The sequence below is a fragment of the Pseudomonas sp. AK181 genome (genome assembly GCF_051122975.1).
Classification (GTDB): Bacteria; Pseudomonadota; Gammaproteobacteria; order Pseudomonadales; family Pseudomonadaceae; genus Aquipseudomonas; species Aquipseudomonas lactis.
In genome coordinates, this window is record NZ_CP146348.1 from 1,273,825 (window position 1) to 1,288,436 (window position 14,612).

13 protein-coding genes are annotated in these 14,612 nt (G+C 61.6%); 9 read left to right on the forward strand and 4 right to left on the reverse strand.

What is annotated here, in order from left to right; translation table 11 throughout:
* Positions 1 to 538: 538 nt before the first annotated feature.
* The 3 genes from V8689_RS05955 to V8689_RS05965 are packed head-to-tail and all read left to right on the forward strand — an operon-like array spanning position 539 to position 2,237.
* Entirely contained in the window at positions 539 to 1,459 is a 921-nt protein-coding gene (locus tag V8689_RS05955; RefSeq protein ID WP_056790044.1) for a hypothetical protein, read from the forward strand.
* Positions 1,456 to 1,836: an EamA family transporter gene (locus V8689_RS05960; protein ID WP_003188930.1), complete on the forward strand. Its 381-nt coding sequence runs from the start codon at positions 1,456 to 1,458 to the stop codon at positions 1,834 to 1,836. The genes V8689_RS05955 and V8689_RS05960 overlap by 4 nt, the downstream gene beginning before the upstream one ends.
* Complete coding sequence (locus V8689_RS05965; protein WP_054917752.1) at positions 1,833 to 2,237, forward strand: transporter; 405 nt, start codon at positions 1,833 to 1,835, stop codon at positions 2,235 to 2,237. The genes V8689_RS05960 and V8689_RS05965 overlap by 4 nt, the downstream gene beginning before the upstream one ends.
* A 133-nt stretch (positions 2,238 to 2,370) precedes the next feature.
* On the opposite strand, the gene V8689_RS05970 is transcribed toward V8689_RS05965, so the two are convergent.
* Positions 2,371 to 3,141, reverse strand: coding sequence for a MipA/OmpV family protein (locus V8689_RS05970; protein ID WP_056790047.1), 771 nt, complete (start codon positions 3,139 to 3,141; stop codon positions 2,371 to 2,373).
* 241 nt (positions 3,142 to 3,382) lie between these two features.
* On the opposite strand from V8689_RS05970, the gene V8689_RS05975 reads away from it, so the two are divergent.
* From V8689_RS05975 to V8689_RS06000, 6 genes are all read left to right on the forward strand, one after another.
* Positions 3,383 to 4,087, forward strand: coding sequence for an MtnX-like HAD-IB family phosphatase (locus V8689_RS05975; RefSeq protein ID WP_032893338.1), 705 nt, complete (start codon positions 3,383 to 3,385; stop codon positions 4,085 to 4,087).
* The gene (locus V8689_RS05980; RefSeq protein WP_003188936.1) at positions 4,080 to 5,474 is read left to right on the forward strand and encodes an aspartate aminotransferase family protein; all 1,395 of its coding nucleotides are present in this window, start codon (positions 4,080 to 4,082) and stop codon (positions 5,472 to 5,474) included. The genes V8689_RS05975 and V8689_RS05980 overlap by 8 nt, the downstream gene beginning before the upstream one ends.
* Positions 5,471 to 6,319: an alpha/beta hydrolase gene (locus V8689_RS05985; RefSeq protein WP_060766183.1), complete on the forward strand. Its 849-nt coding sequence runs from the start codon at positions 5,471 to 5,473 to the stop codon at positions 6,317 to 6,319. Before V8689_RS05980 ends, V8689_RS05985 begins: the two co-directional genes overlap by 4 nt.
* 165 nt (positions 6,320 to 6,484) lie before the next feature.
* Entirely contained in the window at positions 6,485 to 7,609 is a 1,125-nt protein-coding gene (locus V8689_RS05990) for a GNAT family N-acetyltransferase (protein WP_056790049.1), read from the forward strand.
* Positions 7,609 to 9,387 carry a sensor histidine kinase gene (locus V8689_RS05995; protein WP_056790053.1) on the forward strand — a complete coding sequence of 593 codons (1,779 nt, stop codon included), beginning with the start codon at positions 7,609 to 7,611 and terminating at the stop codon, positions 9,385 to 9,387. Before V8689_RS05990 ends, V8689_RS05995 begins: the two co-directional genes overlap by 1 nt.
* Positions 9,377 to 10,774: a sigma-54-dependent transcriptional regulator gene (locus V8689_RS06000; protein WP_056790056.1), complete on the forward strand. Its 1,398-nt coding sequence runs from the start codon at positions 9,377 to 9,379 to the stop codon at positions 10,772 to 10,774. Before V8689_RS05995 ends, V8689_RS06000 begins: the two co-directional genes overlap by 11 nt.
* A gap of 120 nt (positions 10,775 to 10,894) precedes the next feature.
* Here the strand turns inward: V8689_RS06000 and V8689_RS06005 are convergent, their stop codons facing one another.
* From V8689_RS06005 to V8689_RS06015, 3 genes are read right to left on the reverse strand one after another with little or no spacing between them, the layout of a single operon-like run.
* Positions 10,895 to 11,233 (reverse strand): GlpM family protein, encoded by a 339-nt coding sequence (locus tag V8689_RS06005; protein WP_056790059.1) that lies wholly within the window; start codon positions 11,231 to 11,233, stop codon positions 10,895 to 10,897.
* Positions 11,233 to 12,513 carry a sigma-54-dependent transcriptional regulator gene (locus V8689_RS06010; protein ID WP_230962057.1) on the reverse strand — a complete coding sequence of 427 codons (1,281 nt, stop codon included), beginning with the start codon at positions 12,511 to 12,513 and terminating at the stop codon, positions 11,233 to 11,235. The genes V8689_RS06005 and V8689_RS06010 overlap by 1 nt, the downstream gene beginning before the upstream one ends.
* Before the next feature lie 53 nt (positions 12,514 to 12,566).
* On the reverse strand, positions 12,567 to 14,468 hold the full coding sequence (locus V8689_RS06015) for a sensor histidine kinase (protein WP_056790062.1): 1,902 nt from the start codon (positions 14,466 to 14,468) through the stop codon (positions 12,567 to 12,569).
* Positions 14,469 to 14,612 lie beyond the last annotated feature (144 nt).

Below are 14,612 nucleotides of genomic sequence, written 5' to 3' on the forward strand. Positions count from 1 at the left end.
TGGCTTGCCTGCGAAGACGGCCTAACAGTCAGCACAGTTGGACCGGGTACATATCCGTTATTTCGGTAACGGCCACTTAGGGTTCCGCCCTGACGGCGGGTCACTTTGGAAAAGCCCCAAAGTAACCAAAGGGCTCTTGCCCCACCACTCGGCACCTCGCTTAGGCTCGGTGTGCCCGAACACAGGCTTGAATCCGTGGGCCGCCGCCACGCGCCATCCATGGCGCGGGGCGGCTAACCCGGCGTCCTGCCGGGTTACCCACGAATTCAAGCCTGCGTTCGGCCAGCGTGGTTTAACGGGGCGCCTGAGATCAAGATCACAAGCAGATCAAGAGCAAGATCAAGAGCGGCTCGCTTCGCATCGTGGTTAGCGTCTGGTGTTACAACCCACAGAGTTGTGTAGAGGCCATCGCAGGCAAGCCAGCTCTCACATTTGATCTGTGTGGGCATTAAGAGAAACGCTGGCCCATCCCTTGCATTACCCCCCTAAAGCCCAACCGGCCTGCGGTTGGGCGCTGCCATTAGGGGTGTAACTTACCTTGAATATTCTTGACCTTGACCACAGCCTCACCGGCCAGGCACCGATTGCCCGGCGGTTGGCCAGCGGTCGGGCCACGCGCCTGGACCTGCTGGACCTGGGCCCGAAATTGCGTTTGTGGTCCACCGAAAAAACCTGGAAGCGTTTCGTCGAGCGCCTGGCCCTACGGCCACGGCCCCGTGACGCGCGCCCGGAAATCCTGTTTGTTGGCTCCGGCGATTATCATCACCTCACGCCGGCCTTTTTGGCCGACCTCAAAGAGCCTGTCAGCCTGATCCACTTTGATAACCACCCCGACTGGGTGCGCTTTGCGCCCAAGCGGCACTGCGGTTCGTGGGTCAACCGGGCGCTGAAGATGCCGGCGATCCAACGCATCGTCACCCTCGGCCCGTGCAGCGATGACCTGCATAACCCGCAACTGCGCGGCGGTAACCTTGGCGCCCTCAAGCGCGGGCGATTGCAGCTGTTTCCCTGGCAGCATCCGCCGTCCAAGGTTTGGGGCCGGGTGGGTGACGGCGCCGGCCACCAGCAACAGGAAAACCACCTGCACTGGCGCAACCTGGCGGACCTGGATTGGGCAGCCTTCCTCGATCAGATGATTGCCAGCCTGCCCACCGAAGCGATCTGGATCACCATCGACAAAGATGTGCTGGCCAGTGAAGACGCCGCCACCAACTGGGACCAGGGCGGCATGCGCCTGACCCATTTGCTCCAGGCCCTGCGGGCGTTGGCGGCGCATAAACGCATCATCGGCATCGATGTCTGCGGGGAATTCGCCACGCCGGCATTCAGCAACGCGTTCAAGCGCTGGGAAGCCAAGTCCGACCAGCCGCCTCCGGAGCGCTGGAGCCCGCAAGACTTGCAGCGTAACGCCGCAACCAATGAAGCCTTGATCGACCTGTTTGAGGAGCTGTTCCCGTGACCCTGACCGTGGTGTTGTTACTGGCGTTTTCCATCGTCCTCGATGTGATTGGCCAGCTGTGTTTCAAACTGGGCGTGGACCGTTTGCCGCAACTCGATGGCGGTTTTCGCCTGCGTGCCTTTTGGGGCCAGGTGTTCAATGCGCCGCTGCTGTGGGCCGGCGTCGGCGCCTATGTCATTGAGTTTTTCGTCTGGCTCGAAGCGCTGTCCCGCGCGCCCTTGAGCCTGCTGTTTCCGCTGGCGGCGTTGGCCTATTGCCTGGTGGTGCTGGCGGGCAGGGTGGTGCTCAAGGAAACCGTCAGCCGACGTCGCTGGCTGGGCACGTTGGTGATCACCTTGGGTGTGATGTTGGTAGCAATCGCGGGGAACCAGGCATGACAACGCAAACAATCAATACCGGCTGGCTGCATGGGCGTGTTGGCACCCTGGTGCTGTGGGCGCTGCTGATCGCCACCGAAAGCGCCGGGCAGTTGTTCACCAAGGTGGCCGGCGATCAATTGGGGCCGATGGATTTCAGTTGGCAATGGCTGGCCGACGTGGCACGCAACCCCGGCATTCTGGCGGCGATTGCCAGTTATCTGGGTGCGTTTTTTGTGTGGATGCTGATCCTGCGACGTAGCAGTTTGTCCCTGGCGTTTCCGCTGAGTTCGCTGGTGTTTGTGGCCGTATTGCTGGGTTCTTGGCTGGGGCTGGGCGAGCACATCAGCGCGTTGCATTGGGTAGGCGTGGTGGTGATTATCGGTGGTATCGCGCTTCTGGCTGAAGGCGAAGAACACTGAAAATAGTGCTATGAAACACAGGCCCAATGTGGAAGCGGGCTTGCTCGCGAATGCGGTGGATCAGTTAAGTATTAGCTGACTGACACACTGCTTTCGCGAGCAAGCCCGCTCCCACATTTTGCTCCCGTGTAATTCAGTCGAAGGTGTAGCTGATCGCCGTCTGCACCTGGCCCTGATTCACCTGGCCAGCCTCCTTGACGATGCTGCTCTTGGCCGCCGACCCCACCAGGTGTACCCAGCTGGCGCTGGTCAGCAGTGACCAATGGGGCGCCAGGGGGAAGGAAAAACTTTGACTCAGCGTCACGTTCTGAAAGCCGCCACTCGCGTTATACGGCCGCAGGCCTGAAGCGACGGCTTCGTTATTATCCACGCCGAAGAAGGTATTGGTCTGGCGCGCGTCGGCAAAATGCGCAACCAGGCCACTGCTGCCGATAATCCCGCCACCCAAGGGGTAACCCAGTTCGCCGCCGATTTTACCCAGCGCGCCGCTCTGGGAATGCCCGCCGCCCACGGCCTGGCCCAATTGCGCGTAGACCCGCCAGAAATTGGCCGGGGCGTATTGGACGAAACCGCCCACCTCGGCCATGTCCGACACGTTGCGCAGGCCTTGCAACTCGCCGTTGGAGGTACGCCCCGCGAGGTAGTTGATATAGGGGCCAGCGGTAAGGCCGTGGGTATCCAGGGCGCTCCAGGTCAGGCCGTCATCGGTGCTCAGGCTGACGTTGCCCCAATCCAGGTCCAGGTAGGGCACAGGTCGGGTTTCGTAGCGGCTGCCAGTGGGGTCGTGGGGCTGGTAGCTGAGGCCCGCGCCCACATCGCCCGTAATGCCCTCTGCCCACGCGGCCCCGCAAAGGCCCCACCCTCCAAGTAAACCGGTGAATACAGCAGCAGCGAGCTTGGACATGGGGACGTTTCCTGAAGGTGGGCAGGCGCGCATGAACGCGCAAACCGACGCGCCTGCGCAAGCACTCATGTTGTTTGTAGCAAGCTACAAAAATTGTAGCTCCTGCGACATATATCGCCGCGTAATTCGCGCCAACCCCCAGCCCTGCGGGGTTTTGGCCAGTTGGCATAGTCCCTGCTCTATCCCTTGGCAAGCGCAGACAGCGCGCTCCTCCAAGGCCCTTTACCTAAAGGAAAGGCAGATGATCAACTGGCATATCGTGTGTGACTTCGACGGGACCATTACCCCCACCGATGTCATCGACAACGTCCTCCAACGCTTCGCCGGCCCCGAGTGGGAAACCATTGAGCAGGAATGGCTGGATGGGCATATCGGTTCACGCGAATGCCTGAGCCGCCAACTGGCGCTGATCAAGGCCACCCCGGCTGAACTGCTGGCGTACTTCGACAGCGTCGAGATCGACCCGGACTTCCCGGACTTCGTCGATCACGTCATGGGCCTGGGTGCCTCCATCGAAGTGGTCAGCGACGGCATCGAGCAGGGCATTGCCCGCATCCTTTCGCGCAACTACGTGACCCTGCTGCCGATCCTCGCCAATCGCCTGCGCCAGGTCGACCAGGACAGCTGGCGCATCGACTTCCCGTATGCCAGCGATGCCTGCCGCGCCGCGTCCGGTAATTGCAAGTGCAAATCCACGCCGCGCAACAAGCGCGTGCTGGTGATCGGCGACGGCAAGTCCGACATGTGCGTGGCTTCCACCGCCGACTTCGTGTTCGCCAAAGGCAGCCTCGCCGACTACTGCGTCGCCCATCAGATTCCTCATGCGCGCTTCGACACCTTTGCGCAAGTGCCGGCGTTGCTGGCCAAGTTGCCACAAGGCCTTGCCGCCAACGCCACCACCTTCAACACCTCTTCTGACAAACAGGAACTCTTCCATCATGTCTGATATCCGTATTGCTACCGCCGAAGACCAGGTGCTTCTGGATAAAGAAGCCAAGTACTGCTCCTACGGCGACACTGTTCACTACATCGAGCCACCGCGTATTTTCAGCCGCTGCGAAGGCTCCTATGTGTGGGACACCGAAGACCAGGCCTACCTCGACCTGCAAATGTGGTACTCGGCCGTCAACTTCGGCTATGCCAACCCACGCCTGAACAACGCGCTGAAAAAGCAGATCGACACGCTGCCGCAAATCGCCAGCCAGTACCTGCACAAAGGCAAGATCGAGCTGTCGGAAATGATCGCGGTGGATGCCAAGAACAAGTTCGGCCTCGACGGTCGCGTGCACTTCAACGTCGGCGGTTCCCAGTCCATCGAAGACTCCCTGAAGGTGGTGCGCAACGCCAGCAACGGCAAAAGCCTGATGTTCGCCTTCGAAGGCGGCTACCACGGCCGCACCCTCGGCGCCTCGTCGATCACCTCCAGCTTCCGCTATCGTCGTCGCTACGGCCACTTTGGCGAACGCGCCAACTTCATCCCATTCCCGTACCACTTCCGTGGCCCGAAGGGCATGACCAAGGAAGAGTACGGCAGCCATTGCGTGCAGCAGTTCGCCCGCTTGTTCGAGACCGAATACAACGGTGTCTGGGACCCTAAAACCAACCAGTGCGAATACGCAGCTTTTTATGTCGAGCCGATCCAGGGCACTGGTGGCTACGTGATCCCGCCGATGAATTTCTACCGCGAACTCAAGCACGTCCTGGACCAGCACGGCATCCTGATGGTGTCCGACGAAATCCAGATGGGCTTCTATCGCACCGGCAAACTCTGGTCGATCGAGCACTTCGACGTACAGCCAGACGTGATCGTGTTCGGCAAGGCGTTGACCAATGGTCTCAACCCATTGGGCGGTATCTGGGCCCGTGAAGAGTTGATCAACCCGAAGGTGTTCCCGCCAGGTTCTACCCACTCCACCTTCGCCTCCAACCCATTGGGCACGGCGGTGGGCCTGGAAATGTTCAAGATGACCAGCGAAGTCGACTACGGCGCCATGGTCATGGCCAAGGGCAAATACTTCCTGGAAGGCCTGCAAGACTTGCAAAAACGCTTCCCGATCATCGGCGATGTGGACGGCCTGGGCCTGGCGCTGCGCTGCGAGATCTGCGGCCCGGATGGCTTCACGCCGGACAAGGCGACCCTGGACTACATGGTCGAGGAAGGCATGAAAGGCGACATGCTGGTAGACGGCCAGAAACTCGGGCTGATCCTCGACGTGGGCGGTTACTACAAGAACGTGATCACCCTGGCGCCGTCCCTGGAAATCAGCTACCCGGAAATCGACTTGGGCCTGAAGTTGCTGGAGCAACTGCTGGTGCGAGCGACCACGCGGTGAATGCTCAAGGGATCGACCTCGGTGAAGGCACTGCCGGTTTCGTTCTTGGTGATGGTCCGGTCGGGATCCTGTTGATCCACGGCCTGACCGGCACACCGACCGAATTGCGCCAGGTCGCCAAGGGCCTGGCCAAGGCAGGCAACTGCACGGTGTATGTGCCCACGCTGGCCGGGCACTGCGGCGACAACAGCGACTTGCAGGCCACCGGCTGGCAGGACTGGTACGAAGGCGTGCGCAACACCTTCGTACAGGTCAAGCAACGCCATGCCCAGGTGTTTGTCGGTGGCTTGTCCATGGGGGCGGTGATGTCGATGTATGTGGCGTCCGAACACCCAGGCCAAGTCGCCGGGTTGCTGATGTATTCCACCACCTTGAAGTACGACGGTTGGAGCATCAACAAACTGGCGTTTCTCACGCCCTTGCTGATGAAGATTCCGTTCGGCGTGCACATTTGCAGCTTCGAAGAGAAGCCGCCCTACGGCATCAAGAACGAGCGCCTGCGGGCCATCGTCGAGCGGCAGATGAAGGAAGGCGAAAGCAGCGAGGCGGGGTTGCTGACCATGGAAGGCATCACCGTGCGCGAGCTGCACCGCATGAACGCCGTGGTCAAGAAACGCATGCCGCAGATCAAGGTGCCAGCGCTGGTGCTGCATTCCATCGAGGACGACATCACCAGCCGCTGGAACGCCGACTACGTGGAGCGCCACCTCGGTGGGCCGGTGACCAAGATCCTGTTGGACAACTGCTACCACATGATCACCGTGGATTTGCAGTACCGGCGGGTGATTGAGTTGAGCGCCAGGTTTGTCGAGCAGCACGCAGTGCAACTCAATCGTGTGGCGTGATTCGTTTACTTGTAGGAGCGAGCTTGCTGTGGCGAGCAAGCTTGCTTGCGCTGGGGTGCGAAGCGCCCCCAAAAGCCTGCGACTGCTGCGCAGTCGAGCGGGAGCAAGCTCCCTCGCCACAGCAAGCTCGCTCCTACAGTAGAGCGGTGTTGATAAGGAAAAACTGTGATAACCACCCAAGCCTACCCGACCATCCGCGCTATCCAGCGCGATGCCTGGAACGACTGTTTTCCCGGTGCCCTGGAGGATTGGGACTATTACCTGGCCGTGGAAAACGCTGCAATCGATGACTTTCAGTGGCGTTACCTGGCGGTCTTTGAAAACCAAACGCTGGTGGCCGTGGCTGCCGCGTTTATCACCCATTATCGCCTCGACACCACGGTGTCGGGGGCCGGCAAGCGCTTGACCGCGCGCCTGGAGCGGCTGTGGCCGGGGGCTCTGCAACTGGCGTTGTACGCCATCGGTTCGCCGGTGGCTGAACGCTGTGATGCCGGGGTCGCCAGCCATGTGCCCGAATCCCGGCGCGCGTTGCTGTTGCAGCAGTTACTGGCGGCTGCGCGCAGCGATGCCGATGCGCTCGGTATCGGCTTGCTGGCGGTCAAGGATGCGCCCACCAACGACCCCCATTGGGCCCAGAGCTGCCTTGCCGCAGGTTTTCAAAGCATGCCCAGCTTGCCCACGGGGGTGTTGCCGCTGCCTTATGGCTCGGTGGATGCCTACCTGGGTTCGCTGGGCAAATCCACGCGCAAGGACCTGCGCCGCAAACTGCGCGCACCGGGGCCGCGGGTCGAGTGGCGGCGTAATATCGACGACGTGCTGCCCGAGGTCATGCGCCTGTATGAAGCCACGCTCGCGCGTGCAGACTTGCAGTTCGAACGCCTGCCCGCCGGTTACTTCACGGGTGTGCTCGAACACCTGCACGAGCGGGCGGTCTGTGTTCTGTACTGGGTGGACGAGCGCCTGGTGGCGTTCAACCTGATCCTGCTGGATGAGCATCGGCTGGTGGACAAGTTCTTTGGCCATGACCTGGCGTTCAGCCGCGAGTACAACCTGTACTTCCGCAGCTGGTTGACCAATGTCGACTACTGTATTGAACACCGTATCCCGCTGTACGAGTGCGGCCAGGCCGGGTATGCCAGTAAACTGCGCCTGGGGTGCGAGTTTAAGGGCAACAGCCTGTTCTTCCGCCACCGCAACCGGCTGGTCAACGGCCTGCTCAAGCTTGTAAAACTGTTTATTCGACCGGATCGTTCCGACCCTGCCATGGCTGCTGCGATAAGCGAAACCTGATGATTACCAAGACCCGCCAGAAAGCCCGCCCCTTTGCCATCTCGCGTTGGAGCGTCCAGCGCAAGCTGGTGCTGGCGTTCTGGCTGGTCAGCGTGATTCCCACCATGATCGCGGCTGAACTGGCCGCCACCACGCTGTCGCAGATTTTCGACAGTAACGTGCGGATCTGGCTGCAAGAGTCGACCAAGATCGTCAAGGACGAAATCGGCGACATCCTCCACGACAACGCGCGCATGGCCAAGCTGTTCCTGCGCTATACCAGCCCGCCGTCGTCCAAAAATGCCGAGCGGCATGACCGGCTCACCGCCGACATTGCCGATGCCACCGATATCGACGTGGTCGCGCTGATTCGCACCAGCGACCGCAAAGTGATGTTCAGCACGGCCGCCGATGACATCGTCAGGCAGATCAACCTCACCAGCAACGCGGTGCTGCAGACCGTGCAAGTCGCCGGGGTGAGCACGGGCCTGGTGGTGTCCACCTTCGAAACCAGCCGTGACGGCGTGGATTACCTGTTGCTGGTCGCCACCTACCTGGACAGCAGTTTCCTCACCAGCGTGGCCGATGTGCATTCCCTCGACCTGCGTTTGTACCTGGCCAACCCTGCCGGTTTCTCCGAGATATTTTCCACCCAGCGCTTCGCCAATCACCCCTCGCGCATCCCCAAGAATGTCGAGGCCTACCTGCGCAGTACCAAGCAGCCCAGCGAGCAGTTCACTAACCAGTACAGCGGGTTGTATTGGCCTATTTTCAATGACGCTGGCGAATTGCAAGGCGTGATCTTCAGCGGCCTGCTACGCCATACCAGCCTGGTGGGGCTGGTGAACCAGAGCAATCTGTTTGTGCTGATCTTTTTGGTCAGCTCGGCGCTGTCACTGGCGGCCGGGTTGTTGGTGTCGCGGCGCCTGACCAAGCCCCTGCGCGATTTGTCCCAGGGCGTGGATGCGGTGATTTCGGGCAGTTACGCGCACCGTGTGGTGGTCAGTGGCGGTGACGAACTGGCGCAATTGAGCAGCACCTTCAACCACATGACCGAACGCCTGGGCGAGTTGCATCACCTGGAAGCCCAACTGCGTCGGCGTGACCGCTTGCATGCCCTGGGTGAAGTCGCCATGGGCCTGGCCCACGAAATTCGCAACCCGCTGGGCATCATCAAGACCGCCACCCAACTGTTGCATCGGCGCGCTGACCTGGCGGAAACCGACAAGCGTCACCTGGAATATGTCATCAGCGAGGTCAGCCGCATCAACGACCTGATTACCGAGTTCCTCGATTTCGCCAAGCCCAACCCGCCGATACGTGTGCAGCAACCGGCACGTGCGCTGGTGGAAGAAATCCTCGGTTTCTGCGGCCCGGAGCTGAGTAGCCATCGCATTGATGCGCAGATCGACGACCAGGCGCCTGGCGCGACGATCTACGCCGATGCCAAGCAGCTCAAGCAGGCCTGTCTCAATCTGATCCTCAACGCCATCGACGCGATGCCCGACGGCGGGCGCCTGACCCTGGGCATTCGCAGCGTGGGCGACAACACCGTGATCAGCATCGCCGATACCGGCGAGGGCATCCCGGCGGACATGGTCGAGCGCATCTTCACGCCATTCGTCACCACCAAGGCCTCGGGCACAGGCCTGGGCCTGGCCAAAGTCTATTCGATCATGGAAAGTCATGACGGCAGCATCGAATGCGCCAGCGAGAAAGATGCCGGCGCGACCTTCAGCCTGTACATTCCAGCTGACGGTGAAGACGACGGTGAAGATGAGGACGGGCATGACGCATAACGTATTGGTGGTCGACGACGAGCCCAAGCTCTGTGATCTGCTGACCCAGGCCTTGAGCCAGAACGGCATCCAGGTGTTCAGCGCGGGCAATGGCCTGCATGCGCTCAAGGTGCTGGGGGATGAAGACATCGACCTGGTCATCAGCGACTGGCGCATGCCAGGCATGGACGGGCCGGCGTTGCTGGCCGAGATCAAGGTGCGTTATCCGACTTTGCCGGTAATCGTGATGACGGCCTACAGCACGGTAAAAAATGCCGTGCAGTCGATGCGTAACGGTGCCTATGACTACATTGCCAAGCCGTTCGACATCGACGAGCTGGACATCACCGTGGCCAAGGCCCTGCAATTTCGCGACATCATGCGCGACAACGCGCGCATGCGCGCCGAGCTGGACGAACATGCACAGTTCGACAGCCTGGTGGGCGACAGCCCGGCGTTTCGCCAGGTGCTCCAGGCGGTGGACTCAGTGCGCGACAGCAACGCCACCATCCTGCTGACCGGCGAAAGCGGCACCGGCAAGGAAATGGTCGCCCGCGCCATCCACAAGCATGGCAGCCGTGCCGACCAACCCTTCGTGGCGGTCAATTGCGCGGCTATTCCTGAAGGCTTGCTGGAAAGCGAAATGTTCGGCCATCGCAAAGGCGCGTTCACCGGCGCTGTGGCTGACCGGGTAGGGCGCTTCATGCAGGCCGACAAGGGCACGCTGTTTCTGGATGAGGTGGGTGATATGCCCTTGGCGTTGCAGGCCAAGATTCTGCGCGCCTTGCAGGAACGGGTTATCGAGCCGGTAGGCGACCCCCGCGAGCGCAAGGTGGATGTGCGGGTAATTGCCGCCACCAACAAGAACCTGCTGGATGCGGTGGCGGCCAAGGAGTTTCGCGAAGACCTGTATTACCGCCTCAATGTCTTCCCGATTCCGTTGCCGTCCTTGCGCGAACGCGTGGAAGACATCGCGCCCCTGGCGCGCCACTTCGCCCACACCCTGAGCGCGACCACCGGCAAACGCATCACCGGTTTCAGCCCTGAGGCGTTGCAGGCCATGGCGGCGTATCACTGGCCGGGCAACATCCGCGAGCTGCAAAACTGCGTGGAGCGCGCAACCATTGTGGCGGCTTCATCGGTGATCGAGGACATTGATTTGCCGGGGTATCTGTTTGCTTCCAAACCGAGCGAGGGCGATGTGACCGCGATCCTCAGCGACGGGCCGGGCGTGCCGCGGGATCTGGATGCGGCGCTGGCCGAGGTGGAGAAAGCCTACATTCTTGCGGCGCTGCAGGAGAGCAATGGGGTGCAGGCCGCGGCGGCGCAGCGGATCGGGATTTCGGAGCGCAGCTTTTGGTATCGCCTGAAGAAATTGGGCATTCAGGTAGACAAGATCGTGCGCTGATGATCGCTCCCACGCTCCGCGTGGGACTGTCTCTGGTGACGCTCTGCGTCACGCGTGTGGACGCGGAGCGTCCTTGGCTGCATTCCCACGCAGAGCGTGGGAACGATCTGCCGTGTTGCGTCAGGTGTGGAGGCGTACCCACACGCTGACCAACACCGTCGCGGCCACCAACCAGGCCACGGCGGCGACTGCCAGCGATGCCTCGAGCCGCAGCCGATCGACCATCACATACAACGTCGCCAAATACACAAAATACGGAATGATCGACCACATCCCGAACAGGATCGTGGTCTTCAAGTCCTCAACCGTTCGGCCTTTGCCGACGATGTAATGGGCGATCAGCGCAAAAGTGGGAAACAGCGGCACCAAGCCTGCGATGTAATAGTTTTTGGTCTTGGCCAGCGCCGCCAGGATCAGCACCACGGCGGCGCCAAGTGCAGCCTTCAAAAACAGATCCATCAGTGACTCAACCCGTATTTCTTGACCTTGTCGAACAGGGTGGTCTTGGCCATCCCCAGTTCCTGGCTGGCCTGTGTCAGGTTGCCGCCGCTGCGTTGCAGGGCATCGTTGAGCAGGTTGCGTTCAAAGGCTTCCACCGCTTCGGTAAAGGCAACCCCTTGGCTGCCACTGCCGGCGCCGCTTTTTTTGAAGGCGGGCAGGCCGAGGGCGAAGCGTTCGGCGACGTTGCGCAGCTCACGCACGTTGCCTGGCCAGTCGTGGCTCATCAGGCTGGACAGGGTCTGGTTGTCCAACTCCGGCACGGCGCGGTCGAAGCGTAGCGACGATTGCTGCAGGAAGTGTTCGAACAGTTGCAGGATGTCTTCACGCCGCTCGCGCAGGGGCGGCAGTTCCAGGGTGACCACGTTGAGGCGGTAGTACAGGTCGCTGCGGAACTGGCTGGCGCGGCTTAACTCGTCGAGGTCGGACTTGGTGGCAGCGATTACTCGGCAATCCACCGCCACGCTCTGGTTCGAACCCAAGCGTTCCAACGTGCGTTCTTGTAGCACTCGCAGCAATTTGATCTGCAGGTTGATCGGCATGCTCTCTACTTCATCGAGGAACAGCGTGCCTTGATGGGCGTGCTCGATCTTGCCGATGCGACGTTTGCCGGCGCCGGTGAAGGCGTTGGCCTCGTGGCCGAAAATCTCGCTTTCAAACAGGTTTTCCGGCAGGCCACCGCAGTTGAGCGCGACGAACTGGTGGGTGTGGCGCCGGCTGAAATCATGCAGGCAGCGCGCGACCAGTTCCTTGCCGGTGCCGGTCTCGCCTTCGATCAGCACGTTGGCCGAGGTGTCGGCGACATTGGCAATCAGTTCGCGCAGGTTTTGCATCGCTGGCGAGCGGCCGATGATGCGACCTTCCAGCGAGTCGCGCTCGGCCAGTTGCCGACGTAGCGACCAGACCTCCCGCGCCAGCCCGCGTTGTTCCAGGGCACGGCGTGCCACGTCCACCAGGCGTTCGGGCGAGAAGGGTTTTTCCATGAAGTCGTAGGCGCCGTTACGCATGGCGCCCACCGCCATGGAGATATCGCCATGCCCGGTGATCAACACCACCGGCAGGCTTTTATCCAAGGCCTTGAGGCGGGTCAGCAGTTCCAGGCCATCGATGCCCGGCAAGCGGATGTCGCTGATGACGATGCCGGCGAAGTTTTCGCCGATGCGCTTGAGCGCTTCTTCGGCGCTGCCCACGCCGACGCTGGTAATGTCTTCCAGCGCCAGTGCTTGCTGGCAACCGAGCAGTACATGGGGGTCGTCTTCGACGATCAGGACGGTAAGGTCTTGGGCTTGTGTATTCATGTCGACTCAGCTCGTTGAGCGCCCACCAATGGCAGGTTCAGGACAAAGGCGGTACCACCATTGGCCGGATGTTCCACGGCCAGGCTGCCGCCGGTGGCGGCCGCGAGGCTCGCGGAAAGGGTCAGGCCCAGGCCCAGGCCTTGTTCGCCGGGCTTGGTGGTAAAAAAGGGTTCGAACAAATGCTTGCGCGCCTCGGGGTCGATGCCGTGGCCATTATCACGCACCAACAGGCGGTATTTGCCGTCGCCGCTCTGGCCTTCCAGCCATAGCTGCGGCGCCGCTTGGGCCTGCATCGCATCGAGGGCGTTGCCGATCAGGTTGACCAGGATTTGCTCCAGGCGGGTCTGGTCGATCTGCAATTGGGCGTTGGCAAAGTCACGGTGCACGGTCAACGGCAGGCTGTCCAGGCGCGCGCCGAGCACCTGGAACGCGGCGTCCACGGCTTTGCCGAGGCTGGCTTCGCCCTGGTCGTCACCGCGCCGGGCAAACGAGCGCAGGCTGGCGGTGATGCGGCCCATGCGGTCGATCAGTTCGTTGATGGTCTTGAGGTTGGTACTGGCGGTGTCCAGGGCGCCGCGCTCAAGGAAGCGTACGGTGTTGCCCGACAACGTGCGCAACGCCGCCAGCGGCTGGTTCAGTTCGTGGGCGATGCTGGTGGACATTTGGCCAATGGCTGCGAGCTTGCCGGCCTGCACCAGTTCGTCCTGGGCGTGGCGCAGGGTTTCTTCGGCCTGGCGTCGTTCGCGAATCTGGCCCTTGAGCCGTTCGTTGCTGGCGCGCAGGTCGGCGGTGCGTTCGGCAATCCGACGCTCAAGCTGGCTGTTGGCTTCCTGCAAGGCTTCCCGTGCGGCGAGGCGGGTGGCGATGACCTTGCGCCGTTCGTTCCAGGCGATCAGCAGGAAGGCGACCAGGCCAAAGGCGACGGCCACCAGGATGCCCTGGTTGATCGCGGCGCGGCGCAGGTCGTTGAGCGGGGTGAGCAGGGTGAAGTTCCACGGCGTGTCGTTGAGCGGGCGGGTCTGCGCCAGATAGCTGACGGCGTGCTGGTCGTTGACCACTTCGGTGTTGGCCGGGAAGGTCAGTTTCTCGGTGCCTTCGTTCAGGCGCTCACGGGCCAGGGGGTGTAGTTCATTGAGCGTCGCCCAGTAATATTGCAGGCTGTGGGCCAGGCGGTCCTTGGTGTCATCGCTCAACGGGCGTACGGCCTTGAGGCGACGCGCCGGGTCGCTGGAAAGAATGATGATGCCGTTCTCGTCGCTCACGAAGGCTTCGAGGCGCGCACGTTGCCAGCGCTCTTCAAGGGCTTCGAGGCGCACTTTGACCACGGCAACGCCGATGATCTTGCCGTGTTCTTCCAGGCCATGGGCCAGGTAATAGCCGGGCTCGCCGTTGGTGCTGCCGATGCCGTAGAAACGGCCGGGCTGGCCGCGTACGGCATTCTGGAAATAGGCGCGAAAGGACAGGTCTTCACCTTGGTAACTGTCGGCATCGCGCCAGTTACTGGTGGCCAGCACGCGGCCGGTGGTGTCCATCACATAGATGGCGCGGCTGCGACTGCGGCGGTTCAGGCCTTCGAGGTAGTCGTTGACCGTCTTGCGGGTTTCCTGGTTCGGGTCGGCGAGCAGTTGGGAAACACTGGACTCCAGCTCCAGCAGGCTGGGCAGGTAGGTGTACTTGCTCAGTTCGCTTTCGACGGTGCGGGCGTGCAGCTCCAACTGGCGTTCGCCATTGTCGCTGAGGGTGCGGATGCCGTAGTAGTCACTGACCCAGAAGCCGATATAACCCAGGCCGACCATCAGGGCGATGATCAACGGCGGCAGGAACAGTTGGCGTATCAGACGAGGCTTCACGGCAAGTGATGGCGGCGCGGCGCGATATTGATTGGGGTCGCATTTCATCACAGATGCCTTGGGTCAGCTACTTCTCGCCAGTGTAAGCGCGGGCTTGTGTGGGAGCCGGGCTTGCCCGCGATGCAGGCGCCACGGTGTAACAGTTGCACCGAGGCGATGCCATCGCAGGCAAGCCAGCTCCCACACAAGCCC